General features: G+C 63.0%; 14 protein-coding genes and 1 pseudogene. 7 read left to right on the top strand and 8 right to left on the bottom strand.

The window, feature by feature from the left end:
• The first annotated feature begins 135 nt into the window (after positions 1-135).
• From pip to J4D28_RS17815, 7 genes are all read left to right on the top strand, one after another.
• On the top strand, positions 136-1,107 hold the full coding sequence (pip, locus tag J4D28_RS17845; protein WP_009046571.1) for a prolyl aminopeptidase: 972 nt from the start codon (positions 136-138) through the stop codon (positions 1,105-1,107).
• Entirely contained in the window at positions 1,104-1,541 is a 438-nt protein-coding gene (dtd, locus tag J4D28_RS17840; RefSeq protein WP_007925900.1) for a D-aminoacyl-tRNA deacylase, read from the top strand. The genes pip and dtd overlap by 4 nt, the downstream gene beginning before the upstream one ends.
• A 276-nt stretch (positions 1,542-1,817) precedes the next feature.
• The gene (locus J4D28_RS17835; protein WP_009046572.1) at positions 1,818-3,611 is read left to right on the top strand and encodes a glucan biosynthesis protein G; all 1,794 of its coding nucleotides are present in this window, start codon (positions 1,818-1,820) and stop codon (positions 3,609-3,611) included.
• Entirely contained in the window at positions 3,604-6,174 is a 2,571-nt protein-coding gene (mdoH, locus tag J4D28_RS17830; protein WP_016704433.1) for a glucans biosynthesis glucosyltransferase MdoH, read from the top strand. Before J4D28_RS17835 ends, mdoH begins: the two co-directional genes overlap by 8 nt.
• A 369-nt stretch (positions 6,175-6,543) precedes the next feature.
• Entirely contained in the window at positions 6,544-7,341 is a 798-nt protein-coding gene (locus J4D28_RS17825) for a transporter substrate-binding domain-containing protein (RefSeq protein ID WP_016704434.1), read from the top strand.
• Between the two features lie 152 nt (positions 7,342-7,493).
• Complete coding sequence (locus tag J4D28_RS17820) at positions 7,494-8,453, top strand: amino acid ABC transporter permease (RefSeq protein ID WP_371920942.1); 960 nt, start codon at positions 7,494-7,496, stop codon at positions 8,451-8,453.
• Positions 8,446-9,180, top strand: a complete 735-nt coding sequence (locus tag J4D28_RS17815; RefSeq protein WP_009046576.1) for an amino acid ABC transporter ATP-binding protein — start codon at positions 8,446-8,448, stop codon at positions 9,178-9,180. The genes J4D28_RS17820 and J4D28_RS17815 overlap by 8 nt, the downstream gene beginning before the upstream one ends.
• A 119-nt stretch (positions 9,181-9,299) precedes the next feature.
• On the opposite strand, the gene J4D28_RS30715 is transcribed toward J4D28_RS17815, so the two are convergent.
• The 8 genes and pseudogenes from J4D28_RS30715 to hisI all read right to left on the bottom strand — a co-directional run bounded on the left by J4D28_RS30715 (position 9,300) and on the right by hisI (position 14,361).
• A complete protein-coding gene (locus J4D28_RS30715; protein WP_371923112.1) occupies positions 9,300-10,013 on the bottom strand; it encodes a methyl-accepting chemotaxis protein in 714 nt (237 codons plus the stop codon).
• A 141-nt stretch (positions 10,014-10,154) separates the two neighbouring features.
• Positions 10,155-11,183, bottom strand: a pseudogene (locus tag J4D28_RS30710) (methyl-accepting chemotaxis protein); the annotation flags it as partial.
• Between the two features lie 200 nt (positions 11,184-11,383).
• Entirely contained in the window at positions 11,384-12,091 is a 708-nt protein-coding gene (locus J4D28_RS17805; RefSeq protein WP_009046578.1) for a 16S rRNA (uracil(1498)-N(3))-methyltransferase, read from the bottom strand.
• Positions 12,088-12,882 carry a twin-arginine translocase subunit TatC gene (gene tatC / locus J4D28_RS17800; RefSeq protein WP_009046579.1) on the bottom strand — a complete coding sequence of 265 codons (795 nt, stop codon included), beginning with the start codon at positions 12,880-12,882 and terminating at the stop codon, positions 12,088-12,090. Before tatC ends, J4D28_RS17805 begins: the two co-directional genes overlap by 4 nt.
• Positions 12,879-13,319, bottom strand: a complete 441-nt coding sequence (gene tatB / locus J4D28_RS17795; RefSeq protein ID WP_016704437.1) for a Sec-independent protein translocase protein TatB — start codon at positions 13,317-13,319, stop codon at positions 12,879-12,881. The genes tatC and tatB overlap by 4 nt, the downstream gene beginning before the upstream one ends.
• Positions 13,320-13,329: 10 nt before the next feature.
• Positions 13,330-13,608 (bottom strand): twin-arginine translocase TatA/TatE family subunit, encoded by a 279-nt coding sequence (locus J4D28_RS17790; protein WP_007925884.1) that lies wholly within the window; start codon positions 13,606-13,608, stop codon positions 13,330-13,332.
• 25 nt (positions 13,609-13,633) lie between these two features.
• On the bottom strand, positions 13,634-13,966 hold the full coding sequence (locus J4D28_RS17785) for a phosphoribosyl-ATP diphosphatase (RefSeq protein WP_007925883.1): 333 nt from the start codon (positions 13,964-13,966) through the stop codon (positions 13,634-13,636).
• A gap of 2 nt (positions 13,967-13,968) precedes the next feature.
• Entirely contained in the window at positions 13,969-14,361 is a 393-nt protein-coding gene (gene hisI / locus J4D28_RS17780) for a phosphoribosyl-AMP cyclohydrolase (protein ID WP_007925882.1), read from the bottom strand.
• Between the last annotated feature and the right edge of the window lie 80 nt (positions 14,362-14,441).

The following is a 14,441-nucleotide window of genomic DNA, read 5'->3' as shown; positions in this document are numbered from 1 at the left end:
GCGCCTGGCTTTCCGGGGGGAACAACCGCATTTTTTCCAAGGACATGCTCATTCCGTAATTCGGGTTTATGATGCCGGACGGCAGAATAATTGAAGTCCCCCCAGGGATGACCTCGACCCCTTACGGAGCGCGCAATGCAGACTTTGTACCCGCAGATCAAACCCTATGCCCGGCACGATCTGGCTGTCGACGAACCCCATGTACTGTATGTCGATGAGAGCGGTTCCCCGGAAGGCTTGCCGGTGGTGTTCATCCACGGTGGCCCGGGAGCCGGGTGCGATGCCCAGAGTCGCCGTTACTTCGACCCGAACCTGTACCGCATCGTCACCTTCGACCAGCGCGGTTGCGGGCGCTCCACCCCGCACGCCAGCCTGGAAAACAACACCACCTGGGACCTGGTCGCCGACCTCGAGCGGATCCGCCTGCACCTGGGCATCGAGAAATGGGTGGTGTTCGGCGGCTCCTGGGGTTCGACCCTGGCCCTGGCCTATGCGCAAACCCATCCTGAGCGTGTCCATGGTCTGATTCTGCGGGGGATCTTTCTGTGCCGTCCGCAGGAAATCAAATGGTTCTACCAGGAAGGCGCCAGCCGTCTGTTCCCCGACTACTGGCAGGACTACGTGGCGCCTATCCCGCTGGACGAGCGCGACGACCTGCTCAGCGCCTTCCACAAGCGTCTCGTCGGTAATGACCAGATCGCCCAGATGCATGCGGCCAAGGCCTGGTCGATCTGGGAAGGGCGCACCGCGACGCTGCGGCCAAACCCGCTGGTGGTCGATCGTTTCTCCGAGCCGCAGCGCGCGCTGTCGATCGCCCGGATCGAATGCCATTACTTCACCAACCATGCGTTCCTCGAGCCGAACCAGCTGATTCGCGACATGGGCAAGATTGCCCACCTGCCGGGCGTGATCGTGCATGGCCGCTACGACGTGATATGTCCGCTGGACAACGCCTGGGAATTGCACCAGGCCTGGCCGAACAGCGAACTGCAGGTGATCCGCGATGCTGGTCACGCCGCGTCGGAGCCGGGCATCACCGATGCCCTGGTGCGCGCCGCTAATCAGATGGCCCGGCGCCTGCTCGACCTGCCGCCCGAAGAAGCATGAAGGGGTTGTTGCAGCGCGTGCGCGGCGCGCGGGTCGAAGTGGCGGGGGAAATCGTCGGTGCGGTGGACCAGGGCTTGCTGGTGCTGGTAGCGGTGGAGCCCGAGGACACCCGGGCCAGTGCCGACAAACTGCTGCACAAGCTGCTTAACTATCGGGTATTCAGTGATGCCGAGGGCAAGATGAACCTGTCCCTGGCCGATGTGGACGGCGGTTTGCTGCTGGTCTCGCAGTTCACCCTGGCCGCGGACACCAAGAACGGCCTGCGCCCGAGCTTTTCCACCGCGGCGCCGCCGGCCCTCGGTGAGGAACTTTTTGACTATCTGCTATGCAAGGCGCAACAGTTGCATGGCAAAGTAGCATCAGGGCGCTTCGGGGCGGATATGCAGGTCCATCTGGTCAATGATGGCCCGGTAACCTTCCTGTTACAGACCTGAAAGTGCTTGAAACATCTTTTTCGGCCGGAAGCGGCCGAAAATAGGCGTTTTTCGCGATAAATACTTGGTCGCCCCTGATGCGTTGTAACGCGGGCTACTAGATAATCGCGCGCTACGGGGATCAGCGTTCGTTGGTCCGTTTTGACTTAGGTAGAGACTTGTTCGGGACCGTTTGGGGAATCATTTAGCCCCATCGGAGTCGGAACAATGCTCGCCAACCTGGCATATAGATAGCTGGCCGTTGGTTTTTTGATCTGTTTTCGGCGAGGGTTGCTCGTGATTGTTAGTCCCTGTAATGCACCAAAATTGTCTGCCAAACGGTTACGAAACGCACTGGTGACGGGCTCCGCACTGCTTTGCCTGCTTAGCGCCGGCCAACTCTGGGCATTCAATCTGGATGATGTATCGGCCAAGGCTAAGGATCTGGCCGGGCAGAAGTACGAGGCTCCGCGCAGTAACCTGCCGAACGAATTTCGTGAGATGAAGTTCGCGGACTATCAGAAAATCCGCTTCCTGCCTGAAAAGGCCGAGTGGGCCAAGCAGAAAACCCCATTCAAGCTGTCCTTCTATCACCAGGGCATGCACTTCGATACGCCGGTGAAAATCAACGAAATCACGGCGAACACCGTCGAAGAGATCAAATACGACTCGACTCGCTTCGATTTTGGCGACCTCAAGTTCGATCCCAAGGCCACCGAACAGCTCGGTTACGCGGGCTTCCGTGTCCTGTACCCGATCAACAAGGCGGACAAGCAGGACGAAATCATGACCATGCTCGGCGCGAGCTACTTCCGCGTCATTGGCAAGGGTCACGTCTATGGTCTGTCGGCCCGTGGCCTGGCCATCGACACTGCGCTGCCGTCCGGTGAGGAATTCCCGCGCTTTACCGAATTCTGGATCCAGCAACCCAAGCCGACCGACAAGCATCTGGTGATCTTCGCCCTGCTGGACTCGCCGCGGGCCACTGGCGCCTATCGCCTGACCCTGCGTCCGGGCAGCGACACCATCGTCGACGTCAAGGCCAAGATGTTCCTGCGTGACAAGGTCGGCAAGCTGGGCATTGCCCCGCTGACCAGCATGTTCCTGTTCGGCGCCAACCAGCCGTCGAAAGTCCTCAACTACCGCCGCGAGCTGCACGACTCCAGCGGCCTGTCGATCCATGCCGGCAACGGCGAGTGGATCTGGCGTCCGCTGAACAACCCGAAACACCTGGCCGTGAGCAACTTCTCGGTAGAGAACCCGCGTGGTTTCGGCCTGCTGCAGCGTGGTCGCGACTTCAGCCACTACGAAGACCTCGACGACCGCTACGACAAGCGCCCAAGCGCCTGGATCGAGCCGAAGGGCGACTGGGGCAAAGGCACCGTCGACCTGGTAGAGATCCCGACCGCGGACGAAACCAACGACAACATCGTGGCGTTCTGGAGCCCGGAAAAGCAGCCTGAGCCAGGCCAGGCGTTCGATTTCGCCTATCGCCTGCACTGGACCATGGACGAGGCTTCCCTGCATTCGCCAGACAGCGCCTGGGTCGAGCAGACCCTGCGTTCCACCGGTGACGTCAAGCAATCCAACCTGATCCGCCAGCCGGACGGCAGCGTGGCCTACCTGGTGGACTTCGAAGGTCCATCCCTGGCGGCATTGCCGGAAGACACCGAGGTGCGCAGCCAGGTCAGCGTCGGCGACAACGCCGAGCTGGTGGAAAACAGCGTGCGCTACAACCCTGAAACCAAGGGCTGGCGCCTGACCCTGCGGATGAAGATCAAGGATCCGAGCAAATCCACCGAGATGCGTGCGGCCCTGGTCAAGAACGCCACCCCTGTCGAGCCGGCCAAGGCCGTGTCGCCAGCCTCCAGCTCCTCCATCGCCAAGGCCGACAAAGTCGCCGCCAAGCAGCAGGAGAAAAAAGAGGCGGATGCCAAGCAAGCCGAAGCCAAGCCGGCCAAGGACGCCAAGAACCACAAAGACGCCAAGCAGCCTGCTGCTGCCGAGGCGGCCCCAGCCACACCGGAATCTGTCCCGACCGAGCAAGTCCTGACCGAGACCTGGAGCTACCAGTTGCCTGCCGATGAGTAACCCTCAAGTACAGCCAGAGACTCTTGCCGAGTATCTGGCGCACCTGCCAATGACCGATGAGCAGCGCGCGGAACTCGCGGGCTGCAAGTCCTTCAGTGAACTGCACGAACGCCTGTCGTCCTCGACGTTCGACGCGCCTGCCGATGCCGCCCAGGCCTCGGTGGGCCGCCGGCTGACCCTGAGTTCCGCCGAGGAACTGATCGATGCCGAGATGCTGGCGCTCGACGCCAGCGGTCGCGTGTGCCTCAAGGCCACGCCGCCGATCCGGCGGACCAAGGTGGTTCCCGAGCCCTGGCGCACCAATATCCTGGTGCGTGGCTGGCGGCGCCTGACCGGGCGCACCAACCCGCCGGCACCGCCGAAGGATGAGCGGGTGCTCCCGGCGGCGCGCTGGCGCACCGTGGGTTCGATCCGCCGTTACATCCTGCTGGTGCTGATGCTCGGCCAGACCATAGTGGCCGGCTGGTACATGAAAGGCATCATGCCGTACCAGGGCTGGTCGTTCGTCGACCTGGAAGAAGTCATGCATCAGCCATTGATGCAGACCGCCACCCAGGTACTGCCGTACGCCCTGCAGACCAGCATCCTGATCATGTTCGGCATCCTGTTCTGCTGGGTTTCGGCCGGTTTCTGGACCGCGCTGATGGGCTTCCTCGAGCTGCTCACCGGGCATGACAAATACCGCATTTCCGGTAAAAGCGCCGGCAACGAGCCGATTCCGCAAGATGCACGCACCGCGCTGGTGATGCCGATCTGCAACGAAGACGTGCCGCGGGTATTCGCCGGCCTGCGGGCGACCTTCGAGTCGGTCGCGGCCACCGGTGACCTGGACCGCTTCGACTTCTTCGTGCTCAGCGACAGTAACGACACCGATATCTGCGTGGCCGAGCAGCAGGCCTGGCTGGACGTCTGCCGCGAAACCAAGGGTTTCGGCAAGATCTTCTATCGCCGCCGTCGCCGTCGGGTGAAACGCAAGAGCGGTAACCTCGACGACTTCTGCCGTCGTTGGGGCGGCGACTACAAGTACATGGTGGTGCTCGACGCCGACAGTGTGATGAGCGGCGAATGCCTGACCAGCCTGGTGCGCCTGATGGAAGCCACGCCGGACGCGGGGATTATCCAGACCGCGCCGAAAGCCTCGGGCATGGACACCCTGTATGCGCGCATGCAGCAGTTCGCCACCCGCGTCTACGGCCCGCTGTTCACTGCCGGCCTGCACTTCTGGCAGCTGGGCGAGTCCCACTACTGGGGCCACAACGCGATCATCCGCATGAAGCCGTTCATCGAGCACTGCGCCCTGGCGCCGTTGCCCGGTAAAGGCGCCTTCGCCGGTGCGATCCTGTCCCACGACTTCGTCGAAGCGGCGCTGATGCGTCGCGCCGGCTGGGGCGTGTGGATTGCCTACGACCTGCCGGGCAGCTACGAAGAGTTGCCGCCGAACCTGCTGGACGAGCTCAAGCGCGACCGTCGCTGGTGCCACGGCAACCTGATGAACTTCCGCCTGTTCCTGGTCAAGGGCATGCACCCGGTGCACCGTGCGGTGTTCCTCACCGGGGTGATGTCCTACCTGTCGGCGCCGTTGTGGTTCTTCTTCCTGGTGCTGTCGACGGCCCTGCTGGCGGTCAATACCCTGATGGAACCGCAGTACTTCCTGGAGCCGCGCCAGCTGTATCCGCTGTGGCCACAATGGCATCCGGACAAGGCGATCGCGCTGTTCTCGACCACTATCGTGCTGCTGTTCCTGCCGAAACTGTTGAGCATCATCCTGATCTGGGCCAAGGGCGCGAAAGAGTTTGGCGGCAAGTTCAAGGTGACCCTGTCGATGCTGCTGGAGATGCTGTTCTCCATGCTGCTGGCGCCGGTACGGATGATCTTCCACACCCGTTTCGTGCTGGCCGCGTTCCTTGGCTGGGCCGCGACCTGGAACTCGCCACAACGTGACGACGATTCCACGCCGTGGAGCGAAGCGGTGCGCCGCCATGGTCCGCAGACCTTGCTGGGCTTCTTCTGGGCGCTGCTGGTGATCTGGCTGAACCCGAGCTTCCTCTGGTGGCTGGTGCCGATCGTCGGTTCGCTGATGCTGTCGATCCCGGTGTCGGTGATTTCCAGCCGCGTCGGCCTGGGCCTGAAGTCCCGTGACGAAAGCCTGTTCCTGATCCCCGAGGAATACGCGCCGCCACAGGAGCTGGTGTCCACCGACCAGTACACCCATGAAAACCGTTGGCATGCGCTGAACGACGGCTTCATCCGGGCGGTGGTCGATCCGCAGCAGAACGCCCTGGCCTGTGCCCTGGCGACGTCCCGGCACGGCCTGGCCGAGCCGATCGAGTGGCTGCGTAGCGAACGTGTCCGCCATGCCCTGAAAGTGGGGCCGGCGGCGCTGAATAATGGCGAGCGCCTGGCGCTGCTGAGCGACCCGGTGGCCCTGGCCCGCCTGCATGAGCAGGTCTGGAGCGAAGGCCATGCTGACTGGCTGAGCGCCTGGCGGCAATCGGTGGATGAAGACCCTCATGCACCGTTGTTGCCGTTGCGACCGCAAACGGCAATCGCCCAACCGGCCTGATGACAACGCCCTTGAGAGCACTCTCAAGGGCGTTGTTGTTTGTGGGCCCGCTCTTGTAGCCGCTGCCGCAGGCTGCGATCGATTGGGCGGCATCCGTACCGAAGGGGACGCAGGATCCTGAGATCGCAGGAGGTCCTACGACCAGCGTGGCCCGGACCATCGCAGCCTGCGGCAGCGGCTACAGGGAGATTGTCACCCCCCTCTGTAACAACAAATCCTGGTCAAACCCTTGTGCAAACGGCCGGGTGAGTTAGCATCGCACCCCGAATTGCTGCGAGCGGGCATTCCTGGTGCCCGTATCCGTCGGTTTTCCAGGGAAAACCTGTCGCGGGTTCGCCTCACAATAAAATGGGTTCAGGGGACTTGAAGATGAAGAAGTATCTCTCGATGCTGCTGCTCGGCGTCACGGCAATGGTGGCGGTCAATGCAGCCCAGGCTGGCGCCATCGATGATGCGGTCAAGCGCGGCACGCTGAAAGTCGGCATGGACCCGACCTACATGCCGTTCGAGATGACCAACAAGCGCGGTGAGATCATCGGTTTCGAGGTCGATATCCTCAAGGCCATGACCAAGGCCATGGGCGTCAAGCTGGAGCTGGTTTCCACCGGCTACGACGGCATCATCCCGGCCCTGCTGACCGACAAGTTCGACATGATCGGCAGCGGCATGACCCTGACCCAGGAACGCAACCTGCGCCTGAACTTCAGCGAACCCTTTATCGTGGTCGGCCAGACCCTGCTGATCCGCAAGGAACTGGAAGGCACCATCAAGTCCTATAAAGACCTGAACACCGCCGACTACCGCATCACCTCCAAGCTGGGCACCACCGGCGAGATGGTCGCCAAGAAGCTGATCGCCAAGGCCAAGTACCACGGCTACGACAACGAGCAGGAAGCCGTGCTCGACGTGGTCAACGGCAAGGCCGACGCCTTTATCTACGATGCCCCGTACAACGTGGTGGCACTGAGCAAGGTCGGCAACGGCAAGCTTACGTTCCTCGACAAGCCGTTCACCTACGAGCCTTTGGCCTTCGGTCTGAAGAAGGGTGACTACGACAGCCTCAACTTCATCAACAACTTCCTGCACCAGATCCACGAAGACGGCACCTACGATCGTATCCATGACAAGTGGTTCAAGAGCACCGAGTGGCTCAAGGACATGGAATAACACTCGGTCAGACAGACCGAGTCGCCCCATTCGCGGGCAAGCCTCGCTCCTACGGATTCACGCAATCCCTGTAGGAGCGAGCCGGCTCGCGATGGCGTCCTGATCGGCGATACCGAACTTCCCCGCTGCAAACGGCTGGAACCTGCAAAGTGATCAAACATAAAAAAGCCCAATGGCCCTGGCACGTATTGACCGTGCTGGTGCTGATCGGCCTGGCCGGCGCGCTGTATTACGCCACCTCGCTGATGTCCTACGAATGGCGCTGGAACCGTGTACCGCAGTACTTCGCCTACCAGGCCGAGGAGTCGCAGCGGGCGGCGGACATCTCCACCGTCAGCGAACTGGTGCGCAAAGGCGGCAAGGCCGAGGTCACGCTGCGCAACGACGCGGGTGACGAGCAACGGCTGACGGTCGACGAAAACAGCCTGCAAGTCGCCCGTGGCGACGATGTGGCCGAAGGCGATGTGATCGGCGTGACCCGTCACTGGGCGGCCGGGCCGCTGCTGCTGGGGCTGTGGACCACCTTGTGGCTGTCGCTGGTGTCCGGGGTGCTGGGGCTGTTCATCGGCTTGGCGACCGGGCTTTGCCGGCTGTCGAACAACCCGACCCTGCGGGACCTGTCGACCATTTACGTCGAACTGGTGCGCGGCACGCCGCTGCTGGTGCAGATCTTCATTTTCTATTTCTTCATCGGTACGGTGCTGAACCTGTCCCGCGAGTTCGCCGGGATCGCCGCGCTGTCGCTGTTCACCGGTGCCTATGTGGCGGAAATCGTCCGCGCCGGCGTGCAGTCGATCGCCCGTGGCCAGAATGAGGCGGCCCGCTCCCTGGGCCTGAACGCCTGCCAGTCGATGCGCCATGTGGTACTGCCGCAGGCCTTCAAGCGGGTGCTGCCGCCGCTGGCCGGGCAGTTCATCAGCCTGGTGAAAGACACCTCGCTGGTGTCGGTGATCGCCATCACCGAGCTGCTCAAGAGCGGACGTGAAGTCATCACCACCTCGTTTTCGCCGTTCGAGATCCTGTTCTGCGTGGCGGCCCTGTACCTGTTGATCAACCTGCCGCTGTCGAAGATGGCCAGCCGGCTTGAGCGGAGGCTCGCGCAAAGTGATTGAAGTCCGCGATCTGGTAAAAGTCTTCGACACCCGGGGCCAGGTGGTCCGCGCGGTAGATAACGTCACCACTAACGTGGCCAAGGGCGAAGTGCTGGTGGTGATCGGCCCGTCCGGCTCCGGCAAGTCGACCTTCCTGCGTTGTCTCAACGGCCTGGAACAGTTCGATTCCGGCTCGGTGAGCATCGACGGCCTGCAACTGGCCGATCCGAAGACCGATGTGAATGCCTATCGCCGCGAAGTCGGCATGGTGTTCCAGCATTTCAACCTGTTCCCGCACATGACCGTGCTGGAAAACCTCTGCCTGGCGCAGAAGGTGGTACGCAAGCGCGGCAAGCAGGAGCGCGAGGCCAAGGCCCTGGCGTTGCTGGAGAAGGTCGGTATCGCGCAGAAGGCCAACGAGTTCCCGTCGCGGCTCTCCGGCGGCCAGCAGCAACGCGTCGCCATCGCCCGGGCGCTGGCCATGGAGCCCAAGGTCATGCTGTTCGACGAGCCGACTTCGGCGCTGGACCCGGAAATGGTCGGTGAAGTGCTGGACGTGATGAAAACCCTGGCCCTGGAAGGTATGACCATGGTCTGCGTGACCCACGAAATGGGCTTTGCCCGGGAAGTGGCGGATCGGGTGCTGTTCTTCGATCACGGCAAACTGCTGGAAGACGCCTCGCCAGCGGCGTTCTTCGATGCGCCCCAAGACCCGCGGGCCCAGGCGTTCCTGCGTCAGGTCCTGTAGGTTTTCCACCGGCTGAAACCCATCGCGGGCAAGCCTCGCTCCTGCAGATGACCTTTATCTGTAGGAGCGAGGCTTGCCCGCGATTGTTTCACCCCGATATCAAGCGAAACCGGCTCGGCTCAAACCCGGAAGCGCCCGACCAGGGTCTGCAGATGGGTCCCCAGGCGCGCCAGCTCGACGCTGGAGGCCGCTGTCTCCTCACTGGCTGCCGAGGTCTGCTCGGACACGTCGCGCACGTTCAGCACGCTTCTGTTGATTTCCTCGGCCACCGCGCTCTGCTGCTCGGCCGCGGCGGCGATCTGCTGGTTCATCGCCTGGATCGCCGAGACGGTGCGGGTGATGTTTTCCAGCGAGCCGCCGGCCCGGCGGGTCAGCTCTACGCTGCTGTCGGTCAGGTTGCGGCTGTTGTCCATGATGTTGGCCACTTCCTGGGTGCCGTTCTGCAGGCCGACGATCAGCTCCTCGATCTCTTCGGTGGACTTCTGGGTGCGCTGCGCCAGGCTGCGCACCTCGTCGGCCACCACCGCGAAACCGCGACCGGCTTCGCCCGCGCGGGCGGCTTCGATGGCGGCGTTGAGGGCCAGCAGGTTGGTCTGCTGGGCGACCGACTTGATCACGTCGAGCACGCTGCCGATCTTGTCGCTTTCCTGCTTCAGGTGGCCCATGGCGGCGGTTGAGTTGCCGACCTCGGCGGCCAGGCGTTCGATCTGTGCGATCGCCTCGCCAACTACCTTGTCGCCCTCGCGGGCCTGCTGATCGGCGGCGACCGCGGCTTCCGAGGCTTCCTCGGCGTTGCGCGCGACTTCCTGGACCGTGGCGGCCATTTCATTCATGGCGGTGGCGACCTGGTCGGTCTCGACTTTCTGGCTGTTGACTCCGGCGCTGGTCTGCTCGGTCACCGCCGACAATTGCTCGGCGGCGCTGGCAATCTGGGTGACGCCATCGCTGATGCCGCCGATCAGCTCGCGCAGGCTCAGGGTCATGCGTTGCATGGCCCGTTGCAGCTGGCCGAGCTCGTCGCGACGCTCGACCTGCAGGTTTTCGCTGAGATCGCCCGAGGCGACACGCTCGACCACCTTGAGGGTCTGGCGCAGCGGGATGACGATCTGCCGGGTGATGCTCCAGGCAGCAACCAGGCCGAACAGCAGGGCCAGGGCGGTGACGATGGCCAGGGTGCTTCTGGCCCGGGCGGCGTCGCTGTCGCGTTTGTGGGTTTGCGCGGCGGTCAGCTGCTTGCTGACTTCCATCAGGCGGTCGCCCTGGGCCGCCATGCGTTTGAGCGCGGCGGCGCTGGCCACCTGGGAGTCGCGAAACTCGCTGACGGCGGAGCGATAGCCCTTGAGGGCTTCGGTGGCCTGTTGCAGGTTGGCCAGGTGCTGTTCCGGCAGCTTGGCCGGCAGGCTGGCGAGGTTATTCAGGGCGTTGTCGATGGCGTCCAGCGCCGGCTGTTCGGCCTCGGCCTTGCCGCTGTAGGTGTAGCCGCGGACCTGGAAGCGCGCCTGCTGGATCAGTTTGCTCAGGTCGATGACGCTATTGAACTGGGCCACGCTGTCGCCCTGCAGCATGGATTTCTCCACTTCGGCCACCCGGGCCACGGCGTTATCGGCGGTGGCGCCCAGTTTGGCGCGGGCGGCTTCGCGGCTGGCGGTGGCGCGGGTCATGTCGGCGAAGGCCAGCTTGTACTCGCTGACGGCGGCGATCTGCTGGTCGATCATGGCGATGCTTTCAGGCATTTCCAGCATCTTGCGTGCGCGTTGCAAGCCTTCGTCGAGCTTGTTCAGCAGCTCGCTGACGGCCCCCGGCCCCTGCTCGCCACGGCGCATTTCATAGTCCAGGCGCGCGATGCGCAGGTCCTTGGTCAGCTCGTTGAGGCTGGAGATATAGCCCAGCTTGTCGCCGCGCTCGATCACATTGCCCAGGCCCAGCCAGCCGGTCGCGGTGATCAGCAGGGTCAGTAGCAGCACCAGACCGAAGCCAACGCCGAGTTTGAGGTTGACGCTCATATTTCCCAGACTCTGGGCTAACCAACGGTACATGCCGCGAACTCCCTTGGGCTATTAAATAGGTTTTGTAGAGAGCCTATCGGCTGCGTCAGATAAATCTGAAGCAGCCGTGTAACAGCAGCGAGGCTTGCCGGCGATGGCGCCGTGTCAGGCACCGCGCTATCGCGGGCAAGCCTCGCTCCTACGGGAGTGGGGGTTAGTTAGAAGAGGCGGGCGAGAAGGGCGGTGACGGCGGTTTCGACCCGCAGGATGCGTTCGCCGAGTTGCACCGGTTGCAGGCCGGACTTGCCCAGCAGGTCGATTTCGTAGGGGATCCAGCCGCCTTCCGGGCCGATGGCCAGGGTCACCGGCTCATCCAGGCCGCGAGGGCAGGCCGGGTATTGGCCGGGATGGCCGACCAGGCCGAGGGTGCCTTCGACCAGCGCTGGCAGACGGTCTTCGACGAAGGGTTTGAAGCGCTTTTCGATGACCACTTCCGGCAGCACGCTGTCGCGGGCCTGTTCCAGGCCGAGGATCAGTTGCTCGCGAATCGCCTCGGGTTCGAGGAAAGGCGTTTGCCAGAAGCTTTTCTCGACCCGGTAGCTGTTCACCAGCACCAGCCGGGGCACGCCCATGGCCGCGACGGTTTGCAGCACCCGGCGGAGCATTTTCGGGCGCGGCAGGGCCAGCACCAGGGTCAGGGGCAGCTTGCTCGGCGGTGGCTGGTCGAGGCTGACTTGCAGTTCGGCTTCCCCAGGCTCCAGGCGCAGCAGTTCGGCCGAGCCCATCAACCCGCCGATACGGCCGACCCGCAGGCTGTCGCCCACCGCGGCCCGATGGACTTCCTGCATGTGGGTCAGGCGGCGATCGCGCAGGATCACCCGGTCGGCCGCGATGAAGTCGGCCTCCTCGAGCAGCAGCAGGTTCACGCTTGGGTCGCTGGCGGCTGGTCGTTGTGGTCTTCCGCCGGCTGGTCGTCCGGATGGTCGCCGCGCTTGCTGATCAGGCTGCCGAACAGGATGCCGATCTCGAACAGCAGCCACATCGGTACCGCCAGCAGGGTTTGGGAGAAGATGTCCGGCGGGGTCAGGATCATGCCGACCACGAAGCAGCCGATGATCACGTACGGGCGGATCTTCTTCAGGTAGGCGACGTCGACCACGCCGATCCACACCAGCAGCACCACCGCCACCGGGATCTCGAACGCCACGCCGAAGGCGAAGAACAGGGTCATGACGAAATCGAGGTAGCTGGTGATGTCGGTCATCATTTCCACGCCGGCCGGGGTGGCCGCGGCGAAGAACTTGAAGATCAGCGGGAACACCAGGAAATAGGCGAAGGCCATGCCGATGTAGAACAGCAGGATGCTGGAGACCAGCAGTGGTACGGCGATGCGCTTTTCATGCTTGTACAGGCCGGGGGCGATGAAGCCCCAGATCTGGTGCAGGATCACCGGGATCGCCAGGAACAGCGAGACCATCATCGTCAGCTTGAGCGGGGTCAGGAACGGCGACGCCACGTCGGTGGCAATCATCGTTGCGCCCGCCGGCAGGTACTGGCGCAGCGGCGTGGAGACGATGGTGTAGATCTGCTGGGTGAAGGCGAACAGCCCGCCGAAGATCAGGAAGATCGCCGCCACGCAGCGCAGCAACCGGGTGCGCAACTCGGTGAGGTGCGACACCAGCGGCATATGTTGGTCGTTTTCCGGAATATCGCTCATGGGGCTCGCGGCGGCAAAGTAGGGTCGTGGGGGGCTGGCGTGACAGGCGTTGTCACGGGCGCAGCCGGTTCGGCCGGTGCAGTTGCGGCAGTAGGGCTCGCCGTGGTCGCGCTGGCGGGCGCTTCAGGCGCCGCGGCGGGCGCATGAATGCTCTGTTCGGCCACGGGCTCGACCGGTGTCGGCTGTTGCTGGATCGGATTGAGGATTTTCCGCGCTTCCTGTTCCAGCGACAGAATGTGTTCGTTGTGCAGTTGCCGACGAATTTCATCGGCACCGATTTCCCGTTCAACTTCCTGCTTGATCGCATTGAAGCTGCGCTTCAGGCGGCCGATCCACAGGCCAGCCGTGCGCGCGGCGCCCGGCAGACGCTCGGGGCCGAGCACCAGCAGGGCCACCAGGCCGACGAGCAGCAGTTCAGAGAAGCTGATACCAAACATTAGTCAGTGCTCACGAGTCTTTGCGGGTCGGCTCTTCGACTTTTTGCGCCTGCACGTCGATGGTGTGCGGCTGGTTCAGCGGAGCGCTTTGCGGCTGGACCGGCGGAGCAGGCTGGGCGGTCGGAGGCACGCCAGGCTCGGCGGGTTTTTCGTCGTCGTTCATGGCCTTGCGAAAGCCCTTGATCGATTCGCCGACATCGGTGCCGAGGTTTTTCAGTTTCTTGGTGCCGAACACCAGCACCACGACAACCAGGATGACGATCCAGTGTTTCCAGTCAAAAATGCCCATGCTGCGTTTCCTCTCTAAATGATGTTCAGGCGGACGGACGCGAGGCTTTCTCGGCGTGTCCAGACAAACCGAAGCGCCGGTCCAGTTCATCGAGAACGGCCTGCGGATGCTGCCCCAGCTGGGCGAGCATGACCATGGTGTGGAACCACAGGTCGGCGGTTTCGTAGATCACATCGCTGCAGTCGCCGCTGTGGGCGGCGTCCTTGGCGGCAATGATGGTTTCTACCGATTCTTCGCCGACTTTTTCCAGAATCTTGTTCAGGCCCTTGTGGTACAGGCTGGCGACATAGGAAGTGTCGGCGGCGGCGCCTTTGCGCTCTTCCAGCACCTGGGCCAGACGGGTCAGGGTATCGCTCATGTTCAGTGTCCTGCTTGATAGATCGCGTGCGGGTCTTTGAGTACCGGATCGACCGTTTTCCAGTCGCCGTTTTCATAAACGCGGTAGAAGCAGCTCTGGCGGCCTGTGTGGCAGGCAATGTCGCCGATCTGTTCGACCATCAGGATGATGACGTCGGCATCGCAGTCCAGGCGCATTTCATGAAGCTTTTGCACATGCCCGGACTCTTCTCCCTTGCGCCATAGCTTGCCACGCGAACGTGACCAGTAGATGGCACGGTTTTCGGCAGCGGTCAGGCTCAGCGCCTCGCGGTTCATCCAGGCCATCATCAGCACGCGCCCGGTCTTGTGATCCTGGGCGATGGCCGGCACCAGGCCGTCAGCGTCCCATTTGATCTCGTCCAGCCAATCTTTCATCTTCGACTCCGACAACAGGGCCCGACGCGCTCGTCGAGCCTCGGCGATGAGAAACAGTGTGCCAGCCGCTAGCCCGGCTG

Origin of the sequence: Pseudomonas sp. GW531-T4, assembly GCF_017349615.1 — a bacterium.
Lineage (GTDB): Bacteria > Pseudomonadota > Gammaproteobacteria > Pseudomonadales > Pseudomonadaceae > Aquipseudomonas > Aquipseudomonas chlororaphis_I.
Note: the sequence above shows the minus strand (reverse complement) of the source record. Positions and strands in the feature narration are given on the sequence as shown.